Annotated in this window: 20 protein-coding genes; 18 read left to right on the plus strand and 2 right to left on the minus strand. The window is 37.3% G+C overall.

The genetic code is table 11. The features are described 5' to 3' along the window. Positions 1–9 precede the first annotated feature (9 nt). Positions 10–1248, minus strand: a complete 1239-nt coding sequence (locus DRF59_RS03770; protein ID WP_115956946.1) for an OmpP1/FadL family transporter — start codon at positions 1246–1248, stop codon at positions 10–12. Positions 1249–1526: 278 nt separating this feature from the next. Between DRF59_RS03770 and DRF59_RS03775 the strand changes: the two genes are divergently transcribed. The 6 genes from DRF59_RS03775 to DRF59_RS03800 all read left to right on the plus strand — a co-directional run bounded on the left by DRF59_RS03775 (position 1527) and on the right by DRF59_RS03800 (position 9646). Then, entirely contained in the window at positions 1527–2891 is a 1365-nt protein-coding gene (locus tag DRF59_RS03775) for a PSP1 domain-containing protein (RefSeq protein WP_115956947.1), read from the plus strand. Continuing rightward, positions 2884–3348, plus strand: coding sequence for a gliding motility lipoprotein GldH (locus DRF59_RS03780; protein WP_115956948.1), 465 nt, complete (start codon positions 2884–2886; stop codon positions 3346–3348). The genes DRF59_RS03775 and DRF59_RS03780 overlap by 8 nt, the downstream gene beginning before the upstream one ends. 6 nt (positions 3349–3354) lie before the next feature. Then, positions 3355–5733 (plus strand): transglycosylase domain-containing protein, encoded by a 2379-nt coding sequence (locus tag DRF59_RS03785; RefSeq protein ID WP_115956949.1) that lies wholly within the window; start codon positions 3355–3357, stop codon positions 5731–5733. A gap of 75 nt (positions 5734–5808) precedes the next feature. After that, positions 5809–7347 (plus strand): protein adenylyltransferase SelO, encoded by a 1539-nt coding sequence (locus DRF59_RS03790; protein WP_115956950.1) that lies wholly within the window; start codon positions 5809–5811, stop codon positions 7345–7347. Positions 7348–7431: 84 nt separating this feature from the next. Further along, the gene (locus tag DRF59_RS03795; protein ID WP_115956952.1) at positions 7432–8280 is read left to right on the plus strand and encodes a T9SS type A sorting domain-containing protein; all 849 of its coding nucleotides are present in this window, start codon (positions 7432–7434) and stop codon (positions 8278–8280) included. An 88-nt stretch (positions 8281–8368) separates the two neighbouring features. Beyond that, the gene (locus DRF59_RS03800) at positions 8369–9646 is read left to right on the plus strand and encodes a DUF6080 domain-containing protein (protein ID WP_115956954.1); all 1278 of its coding nucleotides are present in this window, start codon (positions 8369–8371) and stop codon (positions 9644–9646) included. A 58-nt stretch (positions 9647–9704) separates the two neighbouring features. On the opposite strand, the gene DRF59_RS03805 is transcribed toward DRF59_RS03800, so the two are convergent. Further along, positions 9705–10262 carry an SPOR domain-containing protein gene (locus tag DRF59_RS03805; RefSeq protein ID WP_115956956.1) on the minus strand — a complete coding sequence of 186 codons (558 nt, stop codon included), beginning with the start codon at positions 10260–10262 and terminating at the stop codon, positions 9705–9707. A 184-nt stretch (positions 10263–10446) separates the two neighbouring features. Between DRF59_RS03805 and DRF59_RS03810 the strand changes: the two genes are divergently transcribed. The 12 genes from DRF59_RS03810 to DRF59_RS03865 all read left to right on the plus strand — a co-directional run bounded on the left by DRF59_RS03810 (position 10447) and on the right by DRF59_RS03865 (position 25463). Continuing rightward, complete coding sequence (locus DRF59_RS03810) at positions 10447–11805, plus strand: c-type cytochrome (protein ID WP_115956957.1); 1359 nt, start codon at positions 10447–10449, stop codon at positions 11803–11805. Between the two features lie 23 nt (positions 11806–11828). Further along, positions 11829–14891 (plus strand): TAT-variant-translocated molybdopterin oxidoreductase, encoded by a 3063-nt coding sequence (locus DRF59_RS03815; RefSeq protein ID WP_115956959.1) that lies wholly within the window; start codon positions 11829–11831, stop codon positions 14889–14891. A gap of 25 nt (positions 14892–14916) precedes the next feature. Beyond that, on the plus strand, positions 14917–16314 hold the full coding sequence (nrfD, locus tag DRF59_RS03820) for an NrfD/PsrC family molybdoenzyme membrane anchor subunit (protein ID WP_050021927.1): 1398 nt from the start codon (positions 14917–14919) through the stop codon (positions 16312–16314). Beyond that, positions 16301–16822, plus strand: a complete 522-nt coding sequence (locus tag DRF59_RS03825) for a DUF3341 domain-containing protein (RefSeq protein ID WP_050021928.1) — start codon at positions 16301–16303, stop codon at positions 16820–16822. The genes nrfD and DRF59_RS03825 overlap by 14 nt, the downstream gene beginning before the upstream one ends. Beyond that, positions 16815–17510: a c-type cytochrome gene (locus DRF59_RS03830; RefSeq protein ID WP_115956961.1), complete on the plus strand. Its 696-nt coding sequence runs from the start codon at positions 16815–16817 to the stop codon at positions 17508–17510. Before DRF59_RS03825 ends, DRF59_RS03830 begins: the two co-directional genes overlap by 8 nt. An 8-nt stretch (positions 17511–17518) precedes the next feature. Then, positions 17519–18850 (plus strand): quinol:cytochrome C oxidoreductase, encoded by a 1332-nt coding sequence (locus tag DRF59_RS03835; RefSeq protein ID WP_115956963.1) that lies wholly within the window; start codon positions 17519–17521, stop codon positions 18848–18850. A 130-nt stretch (positions 18851–18980) separates the two neighbouring features. Further along, positions 18981–19997 (plus strand): hypothetical protein, encoded by a 1017-nt coding sequence (locus tag DRF59_RS03840; RefSeq protein WP_115956965.1) that lies wholly within the window; start codon positions 18981–18983, stop codon positions 19995–19997. A 50-nt stretch (positions 19998–20047) separates the two neighbouring features. After that, positions 20048–21250 carry a hypothetical protein gene (locus tag DRF59_RS03845; protein WP_115956967.1) on the plus strand — a complete coding sequence of 401 codons (1203 nt, stop codon included), beginning with the start codon at positions 20048–20050 and terminating at the stop codon, positions 21248–21250. Continuing rightward, a complete protein-coding gene (locus DRF59_RS03850; protein WP_115956969.1) occupies positions 21251–21787 on the plus strand; it encodes an adenine phosphoribosyltransferase in 537 nt (178 codons plus the stop codon). Between the two features lie 155 nt (positions 21788–21942). Continuing rightward, positions 21943–22650, plus strand: a complete 708-nt coding sequence (locus DRF59_RS03855; protein ID WP_115956970.1) for a YfgM family protein — start codon at positions 21943–21945, stop codon at positions 22648–22650. A gap of 3 nt (positions 22651–22653) precedes the next feature. Then, a complete protein-coding gene (gene ribH, locus DRF59_RS03860) occupies positions 22654–23172 on the plus strand; it encodes a 6,7-dimethyl-8-ribityllumazine synthase (RefSeq protein WP_115956972.1) in 519 nt (172 codons plus the stop codon). Between the two features lie 212 nt (positions 23173–23384). Continuing rightward, positions 23385–25463, plus strand: coding sequence for an LTA synthase family protein (locus DRF59_RS03865; protein WP_115956974.1), 2079 nt, complete (start codon positions 23385–23387; stop codon positions 25461–25463). Positions 25464–25512: the final 49 nt, after the last annotated feature.

Here is a 25512-nt window from a genome sequence, read left to right on the forward strand (position 1 = left end):
AGTCTTCAATTAAAAAGGATTATAAGATAAACCTAGACCAAAGTAAAATGCTTTTGCTTTTGCCTGTCCGTAAAGTCCGATATTGGCATTATTTACATCTCTGTATTGAGGCATTGCATATCCTCCTGCAAGGTCAATTCCAAATTGTTTTAACTTGAACCCTACCCCACCCGTAATTACATAGGTGTTAAACGATGGTGTTTCAGGAATAAAGTTTTCATCACTATATGGCGATTCATCATAATAAGCACCCAAACGTCCGTAAATCATATTACTGAACGCATACTGGGTTCCTAATCTGAAAGTTTTTGAATTTCTGAAGTTCTTAGGATTTACAAGAACTGTAGGATCTGCCTGGTTTCCAACCGGAGCGTTTTCAAAATCCAATACCAGCTTACTATATCTTTCCCATCCATGATAGTTAAAGTCTGCGGAAATCTGCCATTTCGGAGTTACCTTATAAGTTAAACCGACAGTATATTCTTCAACCAAAGGAAGTGTCGCCGAGAATTTATCCTGTCCTGTTGCCGGATTTAACCCCAGTAAAGGATAGATTGACTGAGATGGGAATCTAAATGTTGCTGTCCCGTTTTTCGCTTTCATATCTATTGGTGAACGGTAAGCAATACTCACATCCAACTTCGGATCCGGTCTGAAATAAAAACCAAATCCATACCCGTGTCCGCTTGCTTTTTCATCATTAATATTAAGCTCTCCTCCGAATTGTGTTACCGCTTTATCCCAGTCTACTTTTCCTTTTGCATAAATATAACTTGCACCAAAAGCTACCCAAGGCGCCAGTTTAACTGAAACCATTGGCTGGAAATAGAAACTTTTCAGCTCCATTTTCTGAACAAGCTCCCGTCCCTCCCAGTCTTCAGGCCATTGAATTGTACTTCCAAATGGCGTTGAAAAACTGAATCCTACGGATAGATTTTCAATAGGTTTATAAGTAACCGCTGCATAGATAGGAGTTCCCAGAGGGTTATCTGTTTCTGTACTTTGTAAAGTATTTAAGTTTTGAAAAGTAACCTTATTACTTGCACCGAACCCTCCTGCCACTATACTCAGCTTGGAAGGGATAAATGACATACCCGCCGGGTTAAAGAATGCCACACTTGCATCTTCGGCATGAGCACTAGTATGTGCCATTGCCAATTGTTTTACCCCCTGCAGAGAAACCCTGAAGCCTCCTGCATAAGCTAAAACCCCCGCCAATAAAGCAGTTGATACTAATATTTTTTTCATAGACTATTATTATATAACCCAAATATAAAATTATTTTGGATACGCCTGTTAATATTTCCCAATATTTTAAACAATATCTTAAAAGAAAATTATGTTTAAAATAACAATTCAAGGAAAAACCGTTTCAAGTGCATTAATTATAAACACTTAAGGATATGAAGAAACACACTTATACAATTTGTTTAACATTAAACAATAACCTTATTGAATATTTAAATATTTTAGAATTGCATAAAGATAAAAATACATAAATTTGCAGGATTATAAATAATAGTAATATGAGTTGTGGATGTAAAACATCCGGCGATTCTGCACATTCTTGTGGTCCTAAGAAGACCGCAAATGGCTGTGAAAATGTAAATACCTGCGGGAATAGTTATAAATTAAGTGTTTTTGACTGGCTTTCTAACATTAACAATCCGGCACCTAACAGGTGTGATTTTGTTGAAGTTAGATTTAAAAATGACAGAAAATCGTTTTATAAGAATGTAAATAATATTCCTTTACATATAGGTAGTGTAGTTACAGTAGAATCTAGTCCGGGACACGATGTAGGCGTAGTAAGCCTCACTGGAGAATTAGTAAAGATTCAGATGAAGAAGAAAAAAGCTTCTGAAGAATCTGCACTGAAAATATACAGACAGGCCAACCAAAAGGATCTTGAGGTATGGCAGGAAGCAAGAAAGAAAGAAGATGCCGTAAAGCTTGAAGCCAGGAAAATAGCCCAGAGACTGGGCCTTGAAATGAAAGTTACCGATGTAGAATATCAGGGAGATGCCTCAAAAATCACCTTTTATTATACTGCTGATAACCGGGTGGATTTCAGACAGCTGATTAAAGATTATGCGGGTGCGTTCAGAACAAAGATCGATATGAAACAGATCGGCTTCAGACAGGAAGCTGCAAAAGTTGGCGGTATCGGTTCTTGTGGACGTGAGCTCTGCTGTTCAACATGGCTTACGGATTTCAGGTCTGTTAATACAAATGTCGCCAGATATCAGCAATTGAGCATCAACCCTCAAAAGCTGGCAGGCCAGTGTGGCAAGCTTAAGTGCTGTCTTAATTATGAGCTGGACAGCTACCTGGATGCATTAAGTAACTTCCCATCCTCTTCTACCACTTTAGAGACTGAAAAAGGGAAGGCATTCTGTATCAAAATTGATGTTTTCAAAAAGAAAATGTGGTTTGCATATGTAGAAAACTCCATTGCATGGTATGATTTTGACATCGACCTTGTTAAAAAGTTAATCTCAAAAAATAAGCGTGGTGAAAAGACCCTTCCACTGGAAGAATTGAAACAACCTGAATCATCACTTCAAAGCATTGACCTCATTCAGGAAAACAATGTAGACCGCTTTGAAAAGAAAAACAGAGGAAATAAGAACAGAAATAACCAGAATAAGCAAAATAATCATCAGCAGGGACAAAAAAGAAACAGACCGGAAAGATCTGACAAATCTGAAAAAGCTGACAACATAAATGCTAATTCAGGGAATGCCCCTAAACAACAACAGAAGCCGCAACAAAAAACACCGGCAGAAAAAACAGTAGCCACTTCAGACACGGATAAAAAACCACAAAACAATCCGAATAAGAAGAAATTTAAAAAGAAATATCCTCCAAAAAAAGATAAAAATGCGTAGAATTTCAGGATTATTTTCCCTTATCCTTTTCTTTAGCTGCTCCTCTTCTTCGGGAGAGAATGTTATTATGAATTCCGTTAACAACAAATGGAATAAGAAAAGTGAGCAAAAATTTAATCTTGAAGTTTCAGATCCGCAAAATCCTAAAAATATTATATTTGTTGTAAGAAACAATAACAATTATCCTTATAGCAATATAAGGTTTATTGTGAATTTCACCGATCTGCAGAGTAAAAAAAAGGAAACTGACACTCTGAATTATGTTTTGGCGAAACCTAATGGAGAATGGCTTGGTACAGGCTTTGGAGATACGAAGGAAACATTGTTTCAGTATAAATTGAATTACAAATTTCCGGGAAAAGGTAAATATGAGATTGGCCTGGTTCAGGCAATGAGAAACGACGACCTTCCCGGAATTGAAGATATTGGGATAAAAATAGAAACGGCTAAACCGTAACCATAAATGGAAGAAAACAAAAAAAATACAGGAAATAAAGGGAAAACATTCCCTCTGCCTCCCAAAAAAAAGAAAGATACCTCTTGGAGAAAATGGGTTTCGTTCATCTGGATTGGGCTCATTGCGGTAGTTTTAGGGATTTCGGGACTTTTCTTTGCAGTTTCTCAAGGGTTTCTTGGGGAAATGCCCGATGTGAAAGAACTCGAAAATCCTGACATCTTCGTCGCTTCTGAAATCATCTCTTCTGATGGTGTTATTTTGGGTAAATTTGAAAAAGAAAAAACACAACCTATTGTGTACAAAGATCTGCCTCCCTACCTTATCTATGCTTTACAGGCTAAAGAAGATGAGCGTTTCAAGGAACATTCCGGGATTGATCTTTACTCTGTAGCCAGGGCAGTAGCATATGGTGGTGGACGTGGAGGAGGTTCTACGATTACCCAACAGCTGGCTAAACTCCTTTTTACCGGAAACGCTTCTCAGAATAAAATTGAAAGAGCCTTTCAGAAGCTTAAAGAATGGGTAGTAGCAGTAAGCCTTGAAAAAAGATACACTAAAGAGGAAATCATTACCCTATATTTTAACAAATTTGATTTTCTCTTTAATGCCAATGGTATTGAAATGGCATCCAGAGTTTATTTCAATAAAAAAACTTCGGAACTTACCTTACCGGAAGCAGCCACTTTTGTAGCAATGCTTGAAAACCCAAGAAAGAATAATCCATACAGATATCCGGAAAAAGCTAAAGAAAGAAGAAATGTTGTCTTGGATCAGATGCAGAAAACAGGATATATTGATGCAGCTACATACGAAAAAGCCATCAATACACCAGTTGAAGTAGACTTTCACCCTATCAAAAGTATTACTGATGGTTATTCTGCTTATTATAAATTTTATCTGAGAAAAGAAATTGACAAGTATCTTGAATCCTATGAAAAGGAAACCGGTAAAAAACTAAACCTTTATAAAGATGGTTTAAAAATATATGTAACCCTTGATTCCAAGATGCAGAAATATGCAGAAGAGTCGATTAAGGAACACTTAACAGATCTGCAAAAAAGATTTGATGCTGAGCAAAGAGGCAGAAAGAACAGACCATTCTACTACCTTACCGATAAGCAGATCAAAGATGTAATGGTTCAGGCCATGAAAAGAACCGGACGATATAAATTACTAAAAGCGGACGGTATGCCTGAAGATTCCATCATGATGGAGTTTAAAAAACCGATCAAAACTTCACGATTTACATGGAACGGAGAAGAAGAGGTTGAAATGTCACCTTGGGACTCTATCAGATATCACAAGCAGATTGCACAAGCCGGGCTGATGTCTATGGTTCCGGGGACCGGAGAGATCAAAGCATGGGTAGGTGGTATTGACTGGCAACACTTCCAATATGACCACATTAAACAAGGAAAAAGACAGGTAGGATCTACATTCAAACCTTTTGTATATGCGACAGCTATTATGAAATTGGGAATGACCCCTTGTTCAACCGTTTCCAACGGAACTTATGACCATAATGGATGGCATGTACCGGGAAGAGGAGGAATGCTTACTCTTAAAGATGGACTGGCACACTCTCAAAACCCGATTGCAGCCAGACTTATTGAAATGACAGGAGTAGATGCTGTAATCCAGACCGCAAGAGACTTGGGAGTAACGGAAGATATTCCAAGAAACAATACAATTGCCCTTGGTTCATCAGATATCACCATCTATGAAATGCTTGGTGCCTACAGTACATTCGCCAACTACGGAAACTACAACAAACCGGAAATGATCTGGAGAATTGAAGATGCCAACGGAAGAGTGATCAAAGAGGTAAATGTAGAGCCTAAAGAGGTCATGAACCCACTATACGCCTATACCATGATTGAATTAATGAAAGGGGTGGCACAATATGGTACTGCTTCCGGAGAACTGGGAAGAAGAGGAATTTCAAAAGCTGTTGAGATTGCTGCCAAAACAGGTACAACACAGAACAACTCCGATGGTTGGTTTATGGGAATTACACCAAAGTTGGCAACCGGAGCATGGGTTGGCTGGGAAGACAGGGCAACTCACTTCTTTGGAACAGGTGAAGGACAAGGAGCAAAAATGGCACTTCCGATATGGGCTATTTTTATGAAAAAAGTCTGGGCAGATAAGAGTCTGGGTATTACGCCAGATGATAAATTCACCAAACCTTCGGATTGGAAAGATGGCTGTTCGAACCTTAAAGGATTAGGAGGCGGATATGGAGATGATGGCAGTCTCCAGACCATTGACGAGATCAAAAATCCAAGACCTGTAGACCCTACACCTAAAAAACCTGCAGAAAAGAAAGAGGATAATATTAATGAAAACCTGCATTCCAATGATGAGGTAGATTTCAATAAATAAATTCTCTTTTAAAAATATACAAGACCTTTCAATAATCTGAAAGGTCTTTTCTTTTATAATTTATACCTTTGATCTATGAATATTGAACAGATCACCCAGCCTTTTATCAGGAAATTTCCGGGAGACTTTTCCGGCAACCCGATGCAGAGAAACACCCCTAAAGTATTATTTGCCACAATTTCTCCTGCAGGTTTTGAGCATCCTAAACTGATTGCATTTAACCAACACCTGTCTGAAGAAATAGGGCTTGGTAAATTTGAAGAAAAAGACCTGGATTTTCTGGTTGGCAATAATCTTCCTGAAAACATTCAGCCTTATGCAACAGCTTATGCAGGGCATCAGTTTGGGAACTGGGCAGGACAACTTGGTGACGGCAGAGCTATACTTGCAGGCCAGATTGAAAACAAAGGAAAAAAGACAGAAATACAATGGAAGGGAGCCGGAGCAACTCCTTATTCACGACATGCAGATGGAAGGGCTGTACTTCGGTCTTCTGTACGGGAATATCTGATGAGTGAGGCTATGCACCACCTTGGCATCCCCACTACCAGGGCCCTGAGCCTTGCTCTTACAGGAGAAGAAGTGATCAGAGATATCATGTATAATGGAAACCCACAATTGGAAAAGGGAGCAGTTGTTATAAGGACAGCTGAAAGTTTCCTTCGTTTCGGGCATTTTGAATTACTCTCCTCACAAAAGGAATATAAAACATTGCAGGAACTGGTAGATTTTACCATTGAAAATTACTTTCCTGAGATCATATCAACCGGCATTCAGCGTTATAAGGATTTTTTCCAAAGCGTCTGCACCCGGACAGCAGATTTAGCCGTTGAATGGTTCAGGGTAGGTTTTGTGCATGGAGTCATGAACACAGATAACATGTCTATTCTGGGCTTAACTATCGATTATGGCCCTTATTCGATGATGGATGAGTATGACCTTAACTTTACTCCAAACACAACCGATCTTCCCGGAAGAAGATATGCCTTTGGAAAGCAGGGCCAGATCTCACAGTGGAATCTGTGGCAGCTGGCCAATGCATTGTATCCATTAATTAAAGATGAAAAATTTTTAGAAGACACATTGAATAATTTTGGCACTTATTTCTGGAATACACATGACAAAATGCTTTGTAAAAAATTTGGTTTTGATACACTGAATAAGGATGATGAGGATTTCTTCACCAACTGGCAGGCTTTAATGCAGGAGCTTCAGCTGGACTATACTTTATTCTTCAGCCGCCTGGAAAATTTAACTGAAGATACTGATCTAAAAGAATATTTCCAGGATATTTCCTACACTGTTCTTGGTGAAGAGTATATAAAAAAACTGAATGATTTCATTCGAAGATACCATTTACGATTAAGCCTGAATACTATATCAAGGGAAGAATCTTTGGAAATCATGAAAAAAACAAATCCAAAATTCGTTCTGAGAAACTATCTTCTTTATGAATGCATTGAAGAAATCAGTAATGGGAACAATAGCATGTTAAAAAAGCTGACCACAGCTCTCGAGAATCCGTATAAAGAAATATATCCTGAATTCTCAGTCAAAAGACCTGACAGGTATAATGATATTGCCGGATGTTCTATGCTTTCATGCAGCTCTTGATAAAATATTAAAAATTTTAATTATTTAATAAGAAATAAATATCATATTAGAAAATTTTGCTAATTTTAGAAAAAAATATTTAACATGAAAAGAACTCTACTATCTTTAGCATTATTATCAGGTTTTTGCAGCAATGCACAAACAATACTATCTGAAACTTTTGATGTAGTTCCACCAACCGGATGGACAAAGTCGGCAACCCTTGCTTCAAGACAATGGGGACCATCCAATGTAGCATCCACTTTCCCATCAAGCGGCGCTGATGCCATTGTTACTTATTCTATAAACGGAACATCCGCAGCAATAGACTATATAGCGCAAAATAATACAGCTAATCTTGTAAGCCCTGCATTTAGCTTAGCAGGAACAACTAACCCAGTTCTCAAATTCAAGGTTGTAGTTGGCTGGTCATATATGATTGATCAGGATTTGGGTAACCTTCTTGCACAAATATCCACAAACGGAGGAACAACCTGGACGACCCTTTGGGATGAAGATACTGAAACAGGATTTACCGATGATGGTGACTTTGATCCGGATACAGATTTCTATAATACAGTATCTGTCCAAAAGGATCTATCTGCATACGCAGGGCAAGCGAACGTTCAGATAAGATTCAGATATGTAGCAAATGACGCTGATGCGGTTTCCATTGATGACGTTCAAGTTCTGGGAAGCGGCACCCTGGCAACACATGAAGCTGCTTCTAAAAGAGCATCTTTGGAAATTTACCCGAATCCGACAAAAGGCGAAATAAACATCAGAACAGATAAGAATATCAAATCATCAACACTCTTTGATATAACAGGGAAAGCATTACAACAGGAAAGCACTGAAAAGTTAAACATTTCCGCACTTCCAAAAGGAAATTACGTGTTAAAGGTTATCTTTACTGATGGCAGCAGCTCTACCCGAAAAATTGTTAAAGAATAATACTTTTATTTTAATTATCATTGCAGAATATTCAAGCTCACTCTATACGGTGAGCTTTTTATTTTTACTTTTGCAAAAAAATTGACACGTGTCTTTTATCAAAATAAAAATCATTAATTTTTTAAAGCTTGTATTTCCATCCACTTACGCTGAATTGGCTGTCTTCCTGTTTTTTATTACTTGTTATGGAGCTTTAGGGTCTTATATCGCACTGAATTACAGAATCATATTTGATAACAGAATTCCGTGGGATGCCTATTTCAGTTTTGACAACAAATCTATTCTCATGACAGGGGGCAGCTTTGAAAGACACCCTTTATCATATTATTTTTTCAATTGGATCAGAGAATTCTGTCTCTTTATTTCTAATGGCAAGATGGATACCACGTTCAGACTTACACTTGCCTGGCTCAGCAATATCATCATTACCCTGAATATTGTTCAGATTTTTAAATATCTAAAATATATCATTAAACTCCCCCTGTGGCTAAATATTCTGATTATTTTGTTTTTCGGAGTATTCTCTACCAATATTATTCTTTCCTTTACTCCTGAAAACTTTACGTATACTCTTTTTTTACTTAGCTTATACAATTATTATGCAGCCATAAAGCTAAAAAAAGAACAGAAAACACCAGCTGCAGCCTTGACACTTGCCACAATTACCATTGGCGGGCTCACCATAACCAATCTGATAAAAGTTTTTATTCCACTGGCTTTTGAAAAAGGTATTTTCAGAGATTGGAAAAAATTTGGAAATGCAGCGATAAGGGTAGCAATTGCAATAATCTGTTATACACTCCTTTACCTAAACAGAATTGACTTCAAATATCAGAATATCTTTTCAAAAACCAATCAGCAATATGAAAAATTCTCCAATGTAGAATCCATGGCTGGCTGGGATATGATCCTTTCTTTCTTTTTTGGGGGAAATATTTTATTTCCCGGGTTCATCATCTCTGACAAACATAATATGAAAGGCTTTTCCTTTAAAGCCCTTTATATGGACCTGTATTCATCTTTATTTTCCTACATTTTCATTGCAATATTAGTTGTACTGATCAGCTGGAGTTATCTAAAAAATTTTAACAACAAATGGGTTCAGACCATAGCCTTATCATTCTTTGTTGATTTACTGATACATTGCTTCATGAGATTCGGGTTACATACTTCATATATTTACGGAGGCCACTTCATTTTTATTTATCCCCTGCTGATAGGATGGCTTTTTTACGCATACAGGACATCTCCAAAAACAATAATATTCCTGACTTCAGTTGTTTGCATATTGTTCGTTTACCTGCTGGCCAACAACTGGTATAGAATGTCAGAATTCTTCTGGTTCCTGGAAACCTATTATCAATAAAAAAGCCGGGAAAAGCATATCATCCCGACTATATATTATTCAGATCAAACCTGCTTTATTATTTTGCCTCGGCACAGAAAATTCTGTATTGAACTGCAACTGCAGATTTGAAATATTCTCTGATTCTTGAAAGATCACCGGCTGCACTTTGTTTTGTGAAATAACTTCCTGCCAAAATTTTATAGTTGGGTCTTAAAGAAGCATCTGTTTCTACTTTCAGATTTGGAAATCTTTTTCTGAAATAAGATTTTACTTCATTTGCTTCTTCATTACTTTTCACCGTTGTGATCTGAATTTTAAACCCTAAGATCCTAGGGTTCTTTTTACAAATTTCAGCGTTGGTAAGCTCTCTGTTCGGCACATAGATTTTAGGAGGTCTTGCAATACTTCCGGTAGAGATACCACTGTCAATATTACTATTGTCTCTGGACGAATTATTTGCCACACTCCTTGAACATTTACCTTCAATTCCTTCCAGAGCAGCACTTATTTTAGAATCCATTGTCATGACAAGTTCTGTTCCTGAAAGGGTATCTTTCTTAACAACCTGCTGGGCTTCAATACTATAAAAACCAAATAATGATAATATCGAAAATATTTTAATCAAATTTCTCATTTAAACTTGTTTCCGCAAATTTATACAAATTAAAAAACTATACCAAACAGGTTATTTAGAATCAATACAAATTAACCTTAAATGACATTTTCCCCTTTTTATATGCCGTTAAATTACTGTTAAAAATATTATTTTTGCGGAATTGATTGAATGTTCAATATTTTACTAACATAAGATAATTTAAATGATTAGTTGGAGAAAGCATTATAAAAAAACGTTGATCGCGATAGGCTTATTGCTATCAACCAGTGCTTCATTTTACGGGCAAGACGGCGATCCTAAAAACGGAGAGAAACTTTTCAAAGCGAATTGTACTGCATGTCACGCGCTGGACAAACAGGTTATTGGGCCACCATTAAAAGGGGTCGTAGAACGTGTAAAGACAGAAGGTGGTGTAGACAAAGATTGGCTTCACAAGTGGATCAAAGACAACAAAGCTTTAAGAGCTTCCGGGGATAAATACGCCAATGAGATTTTTGAAAAGTATAACAAGACTGAAATGCAGGTCTTTCCAAATCTTTCTGACAAGGATATAGACGACATTTTAGCTTTTACAACTAATCCTCCGGCTCCTGAACCGGAAAAAACAGCAGAAACAACTCCAGCCGGAGATACTGCAGCTGCTGCACCAGCAGACAAAACTACTACAAACATTGTTATCATTTCTCTTTTAGCGATCGCAGGTTTATTGGTTTGGATCTTGGTTAAACTAAGACAATTGGTTAAACTAGGGCAATCTGAAGATCTTGCAGGACTTAACGAAAGCAGAGTTCGTTCGTTTAAAGAAATGTATGAAAAGTTCCATTATATTGGTAAAGCAGCATTAGCTATTCTGGCTATCCTGGCCGCTTACGGAGTATGGAACTGGCTAATGTGGATTGGTGTATACAAAGGGTACAAACCTGAACAACCTATCTACTTCTCTCACAAAATCCACGCTGGAGAAAACAAAATTGACTGTCAGTTATGTCACTCTAGTGCTAAATACGGAAAAGTATCTGAAATTCCTTCTATGAATGTTTGTATGAACTGTCACAGAACAATTTCCGAGTACAATGGCAAATATCTTGAGCCAGGTAAAGATAAAGCGTTCTATGACGGAGAAATCCAGAAAATTTACGCTGCAACAGGTTGGGATCCTGCAAAACAACAATACACAGGAAAAACACAACCGGTTGAATGGACAAGAATCCACAACATGCCAGACTTCGTGTATTTCAACCACTCTCAGCACGTTGTTGCAGGTGAACAGGCGATCATTAATTCTTTCAATAAGAAAAACCCTAACAACAAAATTGATGTTGTTTGTAAAGCTTGTCACGGAAAAATTGATACAATGAATGTTGTTCAAATGGCTAACGACTTCACTATGGGATGGTGTATCGAGTGCCACAGAACTACTGAGGTTGATATGAACAACGGTTATAATAAAGAGTACTTCAAAAATCTACATGACAAGTTGAAAAAACAATACCCTCAGGATGGAGGTAAGATCACAGTAGATGCAATTGGAGGTCTTGAGTGTGGTAAATGTCATTATTAATAACTAAAAAATTAGAAGTATAAATGGCTTCAAACAAAATACAATTCAGAAGTATTCATGAACTTAAAGATCCGGCTTTAAATAATAAGCTGGCTCAAAAAGAGTTTCAGGAAGAAATTCCGGTAGAAGATTTCCTTGGAGATGCTGAGAAAAACGGATCAAGTACTTCAAGAAGGGACTTCTTAAAACTATTAGGATTCTCTACAGCAGCTGTAACATTAGCTGCCTGTGAAGCTCCGGTAATCAAAACGATTCCTTATGTGGTAAAACCACACGATATTATTCCGGGAATCCCTAATTATTACGCTTCAACATATTTTGACGGTTTCGATTTTGCTAGTGTTTTAGTAAAAACCCGTGAAGGGAGACCTATCAAAATAGAACCCAACCCAGCAGCTGGTGATTTAGGTAAAACTAATGCAAGAGCTCAGGCAAGTGTACTTTCTCTTTATGATAATGATAAAGTAAAACAGCCTAAACTAGACGGCAAAGACGAAACCTTCGATAAAGTAGACAGTTTTGTTCTTAAAGGGTTAGACGAGGCTAAAGCATCAGGTAAAAAGATTGTGTTATTATCACATTCTTTCGCTTCACCTACATTCAAAAAATTATTCGCTGAATTTAAAGCAAAATATCCTACTGCAGAATTAGTAACGTATGATGCTTTCCCATATTCAGCAGCATTAGATGCTGCTCAGGAAGTATTCGGACAAAGAGCCTTGCCGGTTTATGACCTTAAAGGTTCTGAATTGGTAGTTTCTTTCCAGGCTGACTTCTTAGGAGACTATAATGCTTCAAGCTTAGAAACATCTTACGCAGCAGCAAGAAAACCGGGTCCAAACATGTTAAGACACATTCAGGTGGAGTCTAATATGTCATTAACTGGTGCAAACGCTGACTCAAGATACAGATTAAAACCAAGTGCTGTAAACAAAACGTTAGTTGAGGTTTACAATGCAATCGTAGGAGGTGGTACTTCTGATAAGACCGCAACTGAAATTGCTAATGAACTTAAGGCAAAAGGAAGCAAAGCTGTTGTTTTTGCTGATGGTTCAAAAGGAGCACAGGTTTTAGCACACTTAATCAACCAGAAATTAGGTTCAGTAGCTTTCACTGGGAAAGCCAACTTCCTGAAAGAATTTGATAAAGCAAGATATCAGGAATTCCTGGGATGGGTTAACGCAGGTCAGGTAGGTGTATTGATCGCCAACAATGTAGACCCGATTTACTCTCATCCAAAAGGTGAAGATTTCAAAAAATCTTTATCAAAGGTTCCTTATGTAATCGCAGTAGCTGATAAGAAAAATGAAATGTACAAAGCAGCGAAAGCTGTAATTCCGGTAGCAAACTGGTTAGAATCCTGGGGAGATATTGAACCTCAGACAGGAGTATATTCATTAATGCAGCCTACTATTCAGAAAATCTACAAATCAAGACAGATTGAAGAGTCTTTATTGGTTTGGAAGAATGGAAAAAACAATGCAGCCAATAATTACTACGATTATTTAAAAGCTAATGCAGCTACTATATTAGGTGGTACTTCATTCAACAAAGCATTGTACAACGGTATCAATACCTCTTCCAACGCAGCAACATTATCTTACGCAGGAGGAAATGCAGCACAGGCCGTTGCTGAATTAGGGAACTTTAAGGCTTCTGAATTAGAATTAGTACTATATACTAAGACTTCAATGGGAGACGGAACTCAGGCAAACAACCCTTGGTTACAAGAACTACCTGATCCAATCACAAGAATGTCTTGGGATAACTATCTGACAATTTCTCCGAAAGATGCAGAAAAGTTCGGAATCGATAATGACCTTAACGCAAGAATGCAGTTAGATGGTTCTATCGTAAACCTTACTGTAAACGGAGTGACAATAAAAGATGTTCCGGTATTCGTACAACCAGGACAGGCAGAAGGATCAGTAGGTCTTGCGCTTGGTTATGGTAAGAAAAATTCTGGAGCAACTGCAGATACAGGGGTAAATGCTTATCCTTTATTTGATGGTTCAAACCTTGTTCTTTCAGGTGTTAAAATTGAAAAAACGGGAGAAGATCACGAATTCGCAGGTATCCAGCTTCAAAATACATTGATGGGCCGTTATGAGATCGCAAAAGAAGTTCCTTTAGCTGAATTCATCAATGTTCCTTTCGATGATGAGCATAAAGGATGGAATAAGCCTTTGGAGTATCATACGATCAGCGGAGCTCTTCCTGCAAGAAAAATTGACCTTTGGGATGCGTTCGATGACACAGACGGTCCTCACTTTAACTTATCTATTGACCTGAACTCTTGTACGGGTTGTGGAGCTTGTATCATCGCTTGTCAGGCAGAAAATAACGTTCCTGTTGTAGGTAAAGAAGAAGTAAGAATGTCAAGAGATATGTATTGGTTAAGAATTGACCGTTACTATTCTTCAAGACAGACGGTAGAAGTATATGAAGGATTAAAAGAAGGAATGGCTGTACCAGAACTATACGGTACTGCATTCAACAAAGAAGGAGGTGCATTGAACCACCCTGCTGATAATCCGGATGTAATCTTCCAGCCGGTAATGTGTCAGCACTGTAACCACGCTCCATGTGAAACGGTATGTCCGGTAGCGGCTACTTCACACGGTAAGCAAGGTCAAAACCATATGGCTTACAACAGATGTATCGGGACAAGATATTGTGCAAACAACTGCCCGTACAAAGTAAGACGTTTCAACTGGTTTACTTATAACCTAAATGATAAGTTCGATTTCAACATGAACAATGATTTAGGAAGAATGGTACTTAACCCGGACGTAGTTGTAAGAACTAGAGGGGTAATGGAGAAATGTTCAATGTGTATCCAAATGACTCAGAATACAATTCTTGAGGCGAAGAAAGAGGGAAGAAAAGTGAAGGATGGAGAATTCCAGACTGCTTGTTCTAAAGCTTGTTCTACAGGAGCAATGACATTTGGAGATATGAATGATAAAGAGTCTGAAGTGAGAAAGCTATATGCTTCAAACAGAAGATATTATTTACTGGAGGAGATCGGAACAAAACCAAACGTGTTCTATCATACTAAAGTAAGAAACAGAGTAGAAAAATAAAGTTTAAATAATAAATAGGTAAAAAATGTCAGGACATTACGAAGCTCCGATAAGGGAACCTCTAATTATTGGTCACAAAACTTATCACGATATCACAGAAGATATTGCACGACCTATCGAAGAAAGAGCAGGTAAATTATGGTGGATCTCATTATATGCTGCCTTAGTTCTATTCATCTATGGATTCGGATGTATCGCTTATACTATCGGAACAGGTATTGGAGCATGGGGGCTTAACAGAACTATTAACTGGGGTTGGGATATTACCAACTTCGTATGGTGGGTAGGTATTGGTCACGCCGGAACCCTAATCTCAGCGGTATTATTATTATTTAGACAGAGATGGAGAATGTCTGTAAACAGATCTGCAGAGGCAATGACGATCTTTGCGGTTGTACAGGCGGCAATCTTCCCGGTAATTCACATGGGTAGAGTTTGGGTTGGTTACTGGGTATTCCCATTACCAAACCAGTTCGGTTCTCTTTGGGGGAACTTCAACTCTCCTCTACTTTGGGACGTATTTGCAATCTCTACGTATTTCTCAGTATCAACTGTATTCTGGTTCATGGGACTAATCCCTGACTTTGCAATGATCAGAGACAGAGCAAAGACGCCTTGGACTAAGAAAATTTATACATTCCTTGCATTCGGTTGGGGTGGTAAAGCAAAACACTGGCAAAGATTTGAAGAACTTTCTTTGGTTCTTGCAGGTTTGGCAACTCCACTTGTATTCTCAGTACACACAACCGTATCCTTCGACTTCGCAACTTCAGTAATTAAAGGATGGCACTCAACAATCTATCCTCCTTACTTCGTTGCCGGGGCGATCTTCTCAGGATTTGCAATGGTACAGACCCTATTATTGGTTGCCAGAAAAGTTTGTCACCTGGAAGAATATATTACAATGTATCATATCGAAATCATGAACATCGTAATCATCTTAACGGGTGGTATGGTAACGGTAGCTTATGCTACTGAATATTTCATCGGATGGTATTCAGGATCAAGATTTGAAGATTTCACATACCTGTCTCCAGGTGCTGCTGTAGGACCTTACTGGTGGGCATTCTGGTCACTGATCATCTGTAACCTTGTTGTACCAGCTTCATTCTGGTTCAAGAGATTAAGAACAAACATTATCTGGACATTTATCGTTGCATTGATCATCAACATCGGTATGTGGTTCGAGCGTTTTGATATCATTGTTATTAACCTTTCAAGAGACTACTTACCAGGATCATGGACAATGTTTAAACCAACGATCATTGATGTGGGTGTATACTTAGGAACTATCGGATTCTTCTCTGTATTATTCTTATTATACGCAAGAACATTCCCTGTAATTGCACAGGCTGAATTAAAATCGATTTTGAAAATCTCAGGTGAAACTTATAAAGCAAAAGAAGGAGATGAGCACCACTAAAATTGTATACGGACTTTATGCTGACGACGACGATTTGATGAACGGCGTTAAAGCATTCAACGATAAAGGAATCAAAATAAACGAGGTTTATACTCCGTTTCCGGTTCACGGGCTAGATAAAGCTTTAGGTTTAAAGAAAACCAGGATTTCTGATGCAGCTTTCATCTATGCTTGTTATGGAGTTACTATCGGTGCTACTTTAACCTGGTATGTAATGAATCATGACTGGCCTCAGAATATCGGTGGTAAACCAGCATTTGACTGGGGACACAATATGCCGGCATTCGTAGTTCCAATGTTTGAATTAATGGTATTCTGTGCAGCTCACATGATGTCTTTAACTTTCCTGGTTAGAAATAAAATGTACCCGGGTGCTCCGGCTCAGAATCCAGATCCGAGAACTACTGATGATAAATTCATGATGGAATTTGTAACTGATGATGTAGAATCTGTAAAGCAGTTACTCATTGAAACTGGAGTTGAAGAAATAACTGTTAAAGATGCTTAAAATGAAAAAGAATGTATTAAAAATTACAGCAGTTTTAGGTTTAACAACAGTTTTACTTAACTCTTGCGGGCCAAAAGAAAATGTACCATTGGTATATTTCCCGGACATGTATTTTCCGGTAGCTTATGATCCATTGATGAAAGCTCAGGATGCATATTCAGATCATGAAAATGAAATTCCTGCTTTCGTTAAAAATAATGGAGCTACAGGTCTTTCTCCAGTAGAAGGGAGTGTTGCTCAGAACAAAGATGGAGTTTTCGAAGAAAGCTTATTGCCAAAGAATGTTGATGAGTATAATGCAGGTTATGATGCTTCCAAAAAGATTACTGCCTCTCCTTTAAATCCGGCGAATGCCGCAAAGGATATTGAAAGAGGAAAGTTCTTATTTGAGCGTACTTGTGCTGCTTGTCACGGTGTAGGTGGAGATGGGCAGGGACCAATAGTACAAAGCGGAGCATATTCTGGAGTACCAAATTATGCTGACAGAGAAGTAACTGTAGGATCTGTTCATTATGTATTAACTAACGGTAGAAATGCGATGGGATCTTATGCGGGACAACTAAACCCGGGAGACAGATGGAGAGTGGCTATGTATGTAATGAGTGCTTTCAAAAAAGGAGCAGCACCGGCAGCCGCTACAGAAGCAGCACCAGCAACAACTGAAACGACTACCGAAACTAAAAAATAAGAAAAGAAATGTATAGTTTTTCACCAAAATTAAAATCAACTTCTATAATACTTCTTGTTGTAGGTTTAGTTCTGTTCGGTATTGGTTTCTTTATGAATAAAGGAATTTCTACTGAAAAAATAGAACAAATGATGGAAGCTGTTCATGCTTCAGGTCACACAGCTCCTACACATTCAAGTGAAATGGTTGGACCTCAGGATCATGCTGCTCACTTAGAGCATGCTACGATGCAGGTTCATAACCAGCCTTTAGCAGCAATACATTTTGTAGCTGTATTTTTCTTTGGAGTAAGCTGCTGCGTATTATTCTTCTATTCTATTCAGCACGCTGCACATGCAGGATGGCCAATCATTATTACAAGGGTAATGGAAGCAATTGCTTCTTATATCCCTTATGGTGGTGCAATCTTAGTAATCCTGATGATTTTAAATATCACTCATAACGGGCACTTATTCCATTGGATGGACCCTGAATTGACAAATCCGGATTCTCCTCATTTTGATGTGATCTTATTCGAAAAGAAAAAATTCTTAAATATCCCTTTCTATGCAGTAAGAACTTTAATCTATGTATTAGGAGCTTCTTTCTTTGCCTGGAAATTAAAGGCACAGTCTAAAAAAGTAGACGAAACCAAATCTAAGGTAGAGTACCAAATGCTTTACAGATGGTCAGTAGGATATATTGCGTTCTTCGGTTTCGCATCTGCTGCTTGGGCTTGGGATTGGTTGATGTCTATTGACCCACACTGGTATTCTACAATGTATATCTGGTATTCAATGGTTAGCTGCCTTTCAAGTGGTATTGCCGTAATCATCCTATTAAGTGTTTATCTTAAGAAAAACGGTTTCTTACCACAGTTCAATGACAACCACTTACACGATTTAGGAGTATTCCTTTTCGCTACAAGTATGCTTTGGACATATACATGGTTTGCTCAGTTCATGCTTTACTGGTATGCAAACGTTCCGGAAGAGGTGAACTACTTCTTCGGCAGATTCCAGCACTACTCTCCTACTTTCTTACCAATGCTGATTATCAACTTCTTATTACCATTATTGGTTTTAGTAAGCAGCAGCATCAAGAGAAACTATAAAGTAGTTACAACAATGGCAGTAGTTGTTCTTTTAGGACATATATTAGACTACTTCAACATGGTAATGCCGGGAACCGTAGGACCATACTGGAAAACTCCCGAAGTATTCCTTTTAATTGTAGGAGCTATCCTATTTGTAGCAGGGTTATTTATGTTTACTGTACTTACAGCTTTATCTAAACTTAAGCTGATTCCTACAGGAAACCCATTCTTACACGAATCTGAAATTTATGAGTATCCTTTCTAAGGACTTGTAACAAAATAAAACTATAAAAGACTGATTGTTTTAGCAATCAGTCTTTTTTTATGGACAAAAGTGGCAGTCTATTCTTCTGTTATCATTAAAGCTGATTTCACATCTGTCAAAATATACAGCTATGAAAAAAACTCATCCTATCTGCATTTTATTACTCTTTTTTTTCATCTTTATCAATTCACAAACCATCACCTTTATATCTGAAAAAAGTAATACTCCATTACCTAAAGTCTCAGTATTTGGAAAAGACGGTAACATTCTCGCATATTCTGATATTGACGGAAAAATTGAAAAGCAGTCCATACTTCCATCTCAGGAAAAATATCAGCTCGTTTACAATAATTTACCTGTAGGAATACTATCTTATTCGGATTTCGACCAGCCTGTCATTAAGATCAATGATCAGGTAAAAGAAATAGAAGCCGTCATCATTAAAAACAATAAACCATCAAAATATATTTACCTGAAAGGAAATTTTAATGCTTATGTTACGGTAAACAGTAAATTGAATGGGTATGCAGATGGAATTGTAACCTACATATTTGACAATAAAAGCAAGAAACTCAAAAGCGCTAATGTTGAGCAATATAGAATCTATAGGCTATCAGATCCCAAACAGGAAAAAAAGCAGACTTCCAGTTGGGATTATGGGAGTTCCTTAGATGTTCCAAAAATGAAAAAAGCAGGAACACTGAACGAATACAAAAAGAAAAACATACGGATTAAGGAGCTTAAGAGTAACGCAAAAGATGAAATAGAAATAACAGGGGAATATCTTCAGCAAAAAGAATTTGCTTTATTTGGCTTCCGTTTTTTTGATATAAGGGGAATCCAGAATATTGCTTTTGAACCAGGATCAAAAAAAACACTCAAGGACCTGCTTGAATTCAATGAAATCCTCTTCATAAAACTAAAACATAAAAGTGAAGAAAACTATAATCAGATTATATCCTACGCAAACTTTTATACGACGGAGATCAGCTTTAGTAATGAAAATAATATTGAAAATGTAAAGTTCAGTCCGGAATACAGCCACTACAAAACTCCGTACTGGCAGGATCCTTCTTTCCCCAATATGCAAACCATATTCAGTTCTTTCTTTAAAGAAAATCTGAAAGAAAAACAAAACAAAAAATAAAATCCTCTATTAATAAAGGTTTTATTAAATTTGCAACAAACCAAATAAAAATGAAAAAGTTTTCTTTTCTACTTGTTTTCAGTCTATTGCTTTTTACAGCATGTAAGAAAGATCATGTAGATGCTACGAATACTAAAACGCTGCAGACCAGTATCAATGATATGACCTCCAGCCTGCCAACCATTAAACAGATTAAGTTTAATGAAGCTCTTTATATCCTGAAAACATTTGGTGTGGAAGCTGACGGCGATATAAATGAACTAAAAGCCCTTGGAAAACTAATTGATGGAAAGAAAGTTCCTGAGATCATGTCGCTCGCTGATGAGGTTGCTCAAAAAAATGGAATAGAATGGGCTAGTACAGCTCCACCATCACTTGGAGAAATGAATATCTTCGGAGATGACAAAGCAAAAGAAAGTGATCCTAATGATGTAAAAGCAGGAGCTTTAAGTCTTGTTACAAGACCAACCGGAGATGATGGAAACGGAGCTCCAACCGCCATTCAGATTATTCCCCGGCTTGTGGATGCTGCCGGAAACCCGGTATCTTTCACTGGTGCAGGTCTGGAAACTACATTAGAAGTTTTCAGTAACGGAGTAAGGCTGTCAACGGCTAAAAACCTGATGCAGGATAATAATTTTAAAGGTTTTAATCTTAAATTTTCTTCTATTCCTGCTGCAAAAGTGGTAGATAATAAAATAGATATTACGGTTTCAGTAAAAACAACGGCAAAGACTTTCAAAATGTCCAAGATCGGACTTGATGTTAATGCAGCAGCTCTTAAAGTACCTGTAGTGCCTAAAACAGATACCACAGATATATCCCAGCAACCTGGCGCTGTTATAGATCCAAACAATCCTGCAGCCACGGTACCTTCTGTTACAGAACCTGGTGCAGCTACGCCTGCAGCCCCAGCCACTCCTAAACAGCCAACAACTGACCCTAAAAATACGGTAAGTAAATTTTTAAACAGTGTAAGCTCTCAAAACCTTAAGGCAGCTTATGACGTTTCCAATAATCCAAGCTGGGGAAGCTATGAATCTTTTTCAAACCCTACTTCAGGATTCGGATCTGTAAAAAACGTAAGTGTGAAAAACATTACAACAAATGCTGCAAATCCTAATGGAGCCAGTGTAAATGCTACTTACGATGTCACAGATAAAAATGGCAAAACGACTTCTTTGAAGGTAACATTCGGACTTAAAAATGTAAATGGAGACTGGAAAATTTCCAGCTATAAAATAAATCAATAAATGGCTTCAGCAGATCTGATAAAAAAATTAGAAAATACCATTGAAAATATCCCTGATTTTCCAATTCCCGGTATTCAGTTTAAAGATATTTCGCCTATTTTTTTAGACCCTAAACTTTATGAAGAAGTAATTGCTGATCTGGCTGCAGCCAGTAAAGGGAAAGTAGATGCTGTATGCGGAATAGAAAGCCGGGGTTATTTATTTGGAATTGCTATTGCAGTGGCGCTGGAAGTACCATTCATTCTGATCCGGAAAAAGGGTAAGCTGCCTCCTCCTATTATTTCTGAAAAATATGACCTGGAATATGGAAGTGCTGAAATAGAGACCCGCGAAGGACAAATCAAAAAAGGTCAGAGAATATTAATTCATGATGACCTTCTTGCAACCGGAGGAACTACAGAAGCAGCAGCAAAACTGATAGAAAAACAAGGGGCTACAGTAGCTCAGTTTAGTTTCCTTATTGGACTCAAAAGCTTAAATGGTGATGAAAAACTAAAAAAATTCGGTGCTGAGGTTTACCATATATTGGAATACTGATTTTTGATAAAAAATTAATGCTTCGTAAATGACGTTTACGAAGTATTTTTATAATTAAATAGTAATAATTCAGGATATTTAAGGAATAATGCACCTAAAGTATTTTGTAAATCATTAAGAAACAATTAAATTTGCAATTCAATTTTTAAGAATTTATGGCAAAATTGGGAAAGAATGCTCAACATGAGCAAGAAGGTAAAGAAACAGTTGAGTTCTTTAAAGACCTTGACAGAGAGGCTTTAAATGCTGAAAGGCTTCTTGAGAGATATTCAAAACCTTTAGGTATTGTATTGGGAGCTTTAGTTTTAGGAGTTCTTGGCTTCTTTGCATACAAGCAATTTGTAGTTGCTCCTAAGAACGCTGAAGCTGTAAAAAGTTTCCTTGCTGCTCAAAAGAATCTTACAGAAGGTAAAGATAAAGAGGCATTAGGAGGAAAGTCTGCTGCAAATCCTGGTTTCGTGGGTACTTATAATGATTATTCAGGAACAAGTGTAGGTCAGCTTTCAGCTTACAATGCTGGTTTACTTAAGTTCAAAGAAGGAAAATTCCAGGAAGCATATGATCTTCTGGATAAATTTTCTTCGGATAACAAAACATTAATGGCCCTGAAATATGGAGCTATGGCAGATGCTAAATCAGGTCTTAACAAAAATGATGAAGCTCTGGCTTTATTAGATAAAGCAGCAACAGCATCTGATGACCCATACACCACTTATTTCTTTACAAGAAAGGCAGGTATTGTAGCATTAGGACTAAAAAAGAATCCTGAAGCTAAAAAGTACTTCACTACAATTGATGAAAAATATCAGGATTATGACAATGGAATGTCTGATTCTTATATTGAAATGACTAAATATTATTAAAAAATGGCAACAGTTAATCTTTCCGATTACAAGCCACTTCATATAACCAATGCCGAAGATTTTTCTATCGGCATTGTTTTTTCTGAGTGGAATGATTTTGTAACGTACAATCTTCGTGATGCAGCTTTAGAAATTCTTGAAAAAGAAGGCGTAAAACCTGAAAATATCAAACTTTTTTCCGTACCCGGAGCTTTTGAATTAAGTTATGCCAGTATGCAGCTTTGTAAAGAAAGAAAATACGATGCTGTAATTTCGATAGGATGTGTTATCCGTGGCGAAACTCCTCATTTTGATTATGTATGCTCTGCTGTAGCACAGGGAATAAAGGATTGCAACATCATGACTGACACACCTACAATCTTCTGTGTACTGACGGATGATACCAAAGAACAATCTATTGCAAGAAGCGGTGGTAACCTGGGGAACAAAGGCGTTGAAGCCGCTGTAACAGCTTTACAGATGATTGACTTCAAAAGGAAGCTTTCAGATAAAAAAGGGAATATCGGTTTCGGAAACTCATAATTGAGTAAAACTTAACAGCATACAGGACTATTTTAATAGTCCTTTTTTATTGAATTGTAAAACCTTTCTGACAAACAATAGAATGACAACCTCTGCAAAGCTTCACCTCTTTAAATTCATAAATCTTACTAATAAGAGCGATATTTTATTTTTTTTATGTTAAAACTTGCGTACAAAAACTATCTTTGCAAAAATTATAAAAACAGCCCGACATGTTTTTAAAAAAAATAAAACCCTTCCTATATTTAGGCGTTTTTTATCTTGCTATTTCTCTTATAATAAGGATTATATTCTTTTTTCATCCTATTACCACTGCCAGTTTTGGCTTTTTCGAAGTTCTAAAAGTTCTCTTTATCGGGCTTCTGAATGACATCTTTGTATTCATACTGGCCAGTTCATTATTAGCACTTTATTTTTTATTTCTTTCCAACTCAAAATATAAAAAGCCATATGGCTATATCATTTTGAGTGTACTTATCCTGTTCTTCCTTTACGTATGGCTTATTCCAAACAACATATTCAAACAGTACGGGGGATCAATAATGGAAATAACTATGGCATTTGTAGGAATGAAAATAGTTTTCTTTGGATTGATGCTTTTTCTTCCCGCTCAAAGGATAAAGATCCGTAATGCGCTATATTTTATTACACTCCTCCTGTATGTCCTTCTCATTATTTTCAATGGAGTAAGCGAATACTTTTTTTACAATGAGTTTGGTGTACGTTATAATTTCATTGCAGTTGATTATCTGATCTATACCAACGAAGTGATCGGAAATATCATGGAAAGCTATCCGGTTATTCCACTTTTTTCTGCGATACTGATTGTTACCATATCCATTACTTTATTAATTTATAAAAAGACAAAAGAAGAACTGCTGGAGTTACCTGACTTTAAACAAAAAATGGTCTTATTGGGGACTTTTATGGTACTCTGTGCAATGAGTTTGCTGGCCATACCATCACTCATGCAGATCAAATCCGGTAATGTATTTGCAGATGAGATCGAAGCCAATGGAATTCCTAAATTTTACTGGGCTTTTACCCATAATGAGCTTGACTATTTCCAGTTCTACCCACAAATCAGCCAGAAACAGGCAGAAAAGAATTTTTTAAGCCAATACTCACAACAGGTCTTGTTAAGAAATATTACAGCAGATCAGCCTGAAACCAAAAAAAATGTAGTCCTTATTTCTATCGAAAGCCTTTCTGCTGATTTTATGGAACATTATGGAAATACTGAAAAGATAACACCGTTTCTGGATAGCCTGGCAGAAAAATCACTGATGTTTACCAATCTGTACGCTACAGGTAACCGTACGGTTCGCGGCCTGGAAGCTTTAACGCTTTGTATTCCTCCTACTGCAGGAGAGAGTGTCATCAAAAGGAATGACAATAAAAATAAATTTACAACCGGAAATGTTTTCAAATCCAAAGGATATGATGTCAGGTTTTTATATGGAGGATACAGTTATTTTGATAATATGCAGGATTTCTTTGAAGGAAATGGCTATGGTATTGTAGACCGGAATAATTTTAAGCCTGAAGAAATTACTTTCGCCAATGTATGGGGTGTTTCGGATGAAGATATGGCCAGGAAAGCAATACAGGTTATGAATGCAGAAGCAAAATCCGGAAAACCATTCTTTAACCACTGGATGACTGTTTCCAATCACAGACCATTCACCTACCCGGATGGAAGAATAGACATTCCCGGAACATCAAAATCCCGTGAAGGAGGGGTAAAATATACGGATTACTCCCTTAGGCTGTTCTTTAATATGGCTAAAAAACAAAACTGGTATAAAAATACAGTCTTTGTAATTATTGCAGATCACTGTGCATCAAGTGCCGGAAATACAGAACTGCCGATGGACAAATACCGAATCCCTGCTCTGGTTTTTTCAGAAGGTTTTATCCAACCTCAAAAATTTGACAAACTGATGTCTCAGATTGATGTGATGCCAACGGTTTTCGGTCTTTTAAACTTTAGCTACCAATCCAGGTTTTTAGGCCAGGACGTTCTTAAACAGGAATTTCAGCCTAAAGCTTATATTGCTACCTATCAGGACCTGGGCTTTGTAAAAGACGGGCATTTAACGATTATCTCTCCGATAAAAAAGATAAAACAATACTCTTTAGAGCTGGAAAAAAGTAACTTAGCTCCGGAATTTAAGCTTTACTATACAGAAAAACTATTGAAAAACATAGATCAAAAGCTGGTAAATGATGCCATATCTGCCTACCAGTCCACATCATACTGGTTACAGACCAAACAACTTAACAGATAAATATTTAAATATTTTATTCCCTTGATTTAACTTAAAATATTTAAATTAA

Origin of the sequence: Chryseobacterium flavum (assembly GCF_003385595.1) — a bacterium.
GTDB lineage: Bacteria > Bacteroidota > Bacteroidia > Flavobacteriales > Weeksellaceae > Chryseobacterium > Chryseobacterium flavum.